This is a genomic window from Mesorhizobium sp. M7A.F.Ca.CA.002.05.1.1 (assembly GCF_003998335.1).
GTDB lineage: Bacteria > Pseudomonadota > Alphaproteobacteria > Rhizobiales > Rhizobiaceae > Mesorhizobium.
Window position 1 is genome coordinate 1 of the sequence record NZ_RZQI01000550.1, and the last position, 4,078, is coordinate 4,078.

6 protein-coding genes and 1 tRNA gene are annotated in these 4,078 nt (G+C 61.1%); 2 read left to right on the forward strand and 5 right to left on the reverse strand.

Annotation, left to right across the window (positions count from 1 at the left end; translation table 11 throughout):
- Both EN939_RS23660 and EN939_RS23665 read left to right on the forward strand, forming a co-directional pair.
- Nucleotides 1-1,015: YcbK family protein (locus EN939_RS23660; RefSeq protein ID WP_127270082.1), on the forward strand; the 1,015-nt coding region annotated here is incomplete at its 5' end.
- A 292-nt stretch (nucleotides 1,016-1,307) separates the two neighbouring features.
- A tRNA-Glu gene (locus EN939_RS23665) sits at nucleotides 1,308-1,382 on the forward strand.
- A gap of 378 nt (nucleotides 1,383-1,760) precedes the next feature.
- Here EN939_RS23665 and EN939_RS23670 read toward each other — a convergent pair.
- From EN939_RS23670 to EN939_RS23695, 5 genes are all read right to left on the reverse strand, one after another.
- Entirely contained in the window at nucleotides 1,761-2,063 is a 303-nt protein-coding gene (locus tag EN939_RS23670; RefSeq protein ID WP_127270084.1) for a DUF1330 domain-containing protein, read from the reverse strand.
- Nucleotides 2,064-2,176: 113 nt separating this feature from the next.
- A complete protein-coding gene (locus EN939_RS23675) occupies nucleotides 2,177-2,419 on the reverse strand; it encodes a hypothetical protein (protein WP_127270086.1) in 243 nt (80 codons plus the stop codon).
- 394 nt (nucleotides 2,420-2,813) lie between these two features.
- Nucleotides 2,814-3,221 carry a TadE/TadG family type IV pilus assembly protein gene (locus EN939_RS23685; protein WP_127270088.1) on the reverse strand — a complete coding sequence of 136 codons (408 nt, stop codon included), beginning with the start codon at nucleotides 3,219-3,221 and terminating at the stop codon, nucleotides 2,814-2,816.
- On the reverse strand, nucleotides 3,211-3,636 hold the full coding sequence (locus EN939_RS23690; RefSeq protein WP_127270090.1) for a TadE/TadG family type IV pilus assembly protein: 426 nt from the start codon (nucleotides 3,634-3,636) through the stop codon (nucleotides 3,211-3,213). Before EN939_RS23690 ends, EN939_RS23685 begins: the two co-directional genes overlap by 11 nt.
- 19 nt (nucleotides 3,637-3,655) lie before the next feature.
- The coding region (locus EN939_RS23695) for a DUF7305 domain-containing protein (protein ID WP_442919552.1) at nucleotides 3,656-4,078 on the reverse strand (423 nt) is incomplete at its 5' end.

Below are 4,078 nucleotides of genomic sequence, written 5' to 3' on the forward strand. Positions count from 1 at the left end.
GAGCGATACGGCGCTGCCTGAAAAAGTCGCCTACGTGCCTATGTCCAAACCGGGAGCTGCCTTTCCGCTGACCACGCCGGCGGGCGCCGAAACCATCGTTGGAAACACGCCGCAATCGCTGACGCAGCAGGCACAGACCGCGCCGCAAACCGACGCGGTCGCCCAGCAGATTGCCGCGGTCGACGGCGACGTGGCGGCGCCGAAGCCCGCTGCCGCTCCGGCCATGAACAACCCGGTCTATGTGACGGCTGGCGAGATGCCGCAGGCCGAAGCACCAAAGAAGAAAGGCTTCCTCGCCTCGATGTTTGGCGCAACGCCAGCCTCGGCGACACCAGCCCCCATCATCAGCAACGCCCGGACGGGCGAGCAGCCCCCGGCGCAGGCAAAAGCGACGCCAGCAGCGGCAAAGCCGATCATCACGCTGGCCTCGGCCAATTCCACGGCCAAGCCGGTGCAACTGGCTTCGCTCGGCGACGATAGCAATCACATCACGGGTAGCGACGCCCTGCCCGGCGTGCGCCAGACGGCCCTGTTCGAGATCAAGCGCAAGTCCGGCCTCGACGACGAAAGCGACGTCGACCTCAACGAGGATGAGGGGCCAATCGGCGGCTCCTATCAGGTTGCGTCAGCCGCCGGCATGGCCCGGTTGGCGCCCAACGGGCTGCTCAAGCAGAACGAGAGCGTCGATGTGGCCTGCCTGAAGCCGTCGCTGGTGCGCGTGCTGAAGACGATCGAAGGCCACTACGGCCGCAAGATGACGGTGACGTCGGGCTATCGCGACCCGGCCCGCAACCGGCGCGCCAACGGGGCCAAGAATTCGCTGCACATGTATTGCGCCGCCGCCGATATCCAGGTTCCCGGCGTTTCGAAATGGGAACTGGCGAGCTACATCAGAAGCATGCCCGGCCGCGGCGGCGTCGGCACGTACTGCCACACAGAATCGGTTCACGTCGACGTCGGCCCCGAGCGCGACTGGAACTGGCGCTGCCGCCGGCGCAGCGGCGGTGACGGCTAGTCTAGCAGACGGTCTTAGGCCTATTAGCAGCCAAGATCGTACCGGTGACCATTCTGAGCATTCGGGATTAGCCGAAGCCTCCCACAAACTTCGTCATCCTAGGGCGAAGTAGGGCGAGGCTCCGTCGCGGAGACCCTGGGATGACGAAACGATGGGTGTCGCCGCTAATTATCAAAGCCTGCCAACCCTCGGGAAATCGTTGATTTGGCTGGCCCGGAAAAAAGTTGTCCAAGGTGGCACCTGACGGGTTGCCGGTTGCGCACAACACCAGTATAAGCCGCTTCGTCTGAGCGCGCCCATCGTCTAGCGGTTAGGACACCGCCCTTTCACGGCGGTAACAGGGGTTCGATTCCCCTTGGGCGTACCAGAAAAATAATGCGTTTAGCGCAAACCTCCCTCCCAATGTGGCCAATTTCGCCTGGCTCTCTGCCGCGGTCTTCAACTGACGCGCAGTCTTCCGCGATCACACCATAGGCTAACGCGGCCACACAGGTCATAATCCTGCTACAAAGTGGTCGATTCCTCAGGGATGTAGCCGCTCCAAGAGCCCGCCGCAGGTCGCCCCCGTGGCGGGCTTTTCATTACACGGTCGAGTTGGGTTCTCGGGCACCGCGACAATGAGAAAGCCCCGCAGTGGTAAGCCCGCATTTATTGCCTGGTTTCCCGGCTTTAAACAGCTGACTGCGAGGTGTACGGATTCGGGCAAAAAAGCCGGATACTACCTGATTAAGGCGAGCCACCACGGTCAAAGAGTGGGTGTTGCAACCCCCTCGAGCGCAATGATCCTGGTGTTGGCGCAACGCTTCCGGATTTCAATAAGGCGGGCGTATTCCGCCGAATTGTACCAGCCCATCAACGACGTCATGTCGGGGAATTCGATAATAACCAAACGGTGTGGCTCCCAATCGCCCTCCAAGACTTTGGTCGCACCGCCACGACCTAGATATCTCCCACCATAACGCTCCTCGGTGGCTGGCACATCCCGCCGGTATTCCTCGAACGCGGCAGCGTTCTTTACGTCTACATCCGCTATCAGATAAGCGGCCATTTGCGCTTCCTCCTTCTCGACGGCGCCCGACCGTTACGCTCCGGTCGCGGGGGCGACGCCCGCCGGTCAAGACGCCCCTCTTCAGCGCTTCACCGGCAACCGCCGATGCGAAGTCAAAAGCCTGTTATAATCCACGGATTGGCGTCGTATCCGAGGCGCGGCTCTGCTTTTGCGCCGCTATCTCCCGATTTGGCGGTTCCGGTGAAACCACAGTCCAGATTTGGTGCGGACTTCTTGGCTGACGGGTTGGTGGAACATAAAGCGGCGGCGTCACTGACCGCCGCCTTCTTTTCCTTGGCAACAGCGACACCAGCCGCAGCGAAAACGACAGCCGCGCAAAATACAGCCACTCTCATTGGAACCCCCACATTGCACCCGACGGATGGTCGGACATGACCTAGCGTCACCTTAATATTAGCACTACGAAATATATTATCTAGCCCCGTGCCATCAAAAGCAGGCTGAGTGCCAAGCTTGCATCGTGACCGCCAAAACCGGTGCCGATCTGGACACCAGCCGGCATGAGTCGCATTCTGCTCGTGGAGAAAGACGTGGATCGACAAAACACAGGGGCTGATCAGGCCAAACGCTGGCGGGACCGGGCCCTGCGCAGTCGCCGGAGGCGTCTGTCACACAACATTGTGTCGTGGGCGCTGATCCTCAATGGCGATAACCATTCTCGGTGGTCTGATCGCGCTCAAGGCGTACAAGTAAGCAGAGCCCCAGCGCGCGAGGCTATCAGGCCGCAGCCTAGCCGCTGCCAAGCAGCGGCACGGTAACGGTTGTCGCGTAGTTGATCGGGAAGGAACTGAAGTAGGGGAAGTCGATGACGAAGGCATAGGCCGCGGTCAGATGCGCCATGCGGAAGCCGCCGCTCACGGGGTCGATGGCGATGGTGACGTTCACGTCCTTGAACCCCAAGGCCTGCAATTTCTGCGTGGCGATCGATTGAATATCGGCCTGGGTCAGCGTGTTCTTAAGCTGCAGCGAGCGCGCAGACGTCTCCAGCGTATAGCGAACACTGGAGACCGAGTGCATCGACCAGCCAAAGGCGAATATTCCGAACAGCAGCATGACAAGGAAGGGCGCGATCAGCGCGAACTCCAGCCCGGCCCCGCCCGATCGATCCCGCCGGAACGCGCTTACCCTAGCGGACACGGATCGTCTCCTGGTGACCGATTACAGTGGAAGTGGCAAATGGGCCGAAGGCAATTGGCGGCACCCAGGTGCCCGATGCCTGTATCTGGACATAGACCGCCGGCACCTTCGGCCCACTGCACATGGTGGACGCGTCGACCACCGTCGCCCCGCACATACGGATGCGGCTTAGCGTGACCTGGCCGTCTTCCGGCCGATTTTCCCAACTCGCAATGGCAAGGGCCTGGGTCGCCGCATCATCGGTCGATCCGCTCATGACCAGGTTCGCGGCGGTCTTCACACCGGCGCGCATCGACAGTGAACTCGTTACGTAGGACCAGCCGTCCAGAATACCAAGCAGCACCAGGCACAGAATGGGCAGCACCATCGCGAACTCGACCGCCGCAACGCCCGAATCATCACCAAGGATCGGCATCGATGGGCGCCCCACGGAGCTACTCGGACAGTGCCACGGACCGCGCGGCTGGAATGTTGGGCACTCCGAGGCTCGAGCAATCCTGATTGATGGTTGAGTTACCGGACCATTGGATCGTATTGGCGACGACCCTGGTGCAGCCGCCATTGCCCGAGAAGTTGCCAAGATAGTTCACTTGCTGCTTGGGGAAGTAGATGGCCCCGGTCAAAAGCGAGTCCGCTGTGCCGTTGAATGTGCTGGATGCGATCATGCCGGTCCTGTCGCCGTAGAACAGAACGCCTGAGTAGGTGCCCGAAGTCGACGCGCTGAGCTTCACGGACGCATTGCCATTCATGCTGACGGTCGAACTGCCCGACATGAAGATGGTCACCCCGCTGCCGGTGATGGCTGCGTTGGCGTTTATCTTGAAACTGCCCTGGACGACATAGACGCCGGGCGAAAG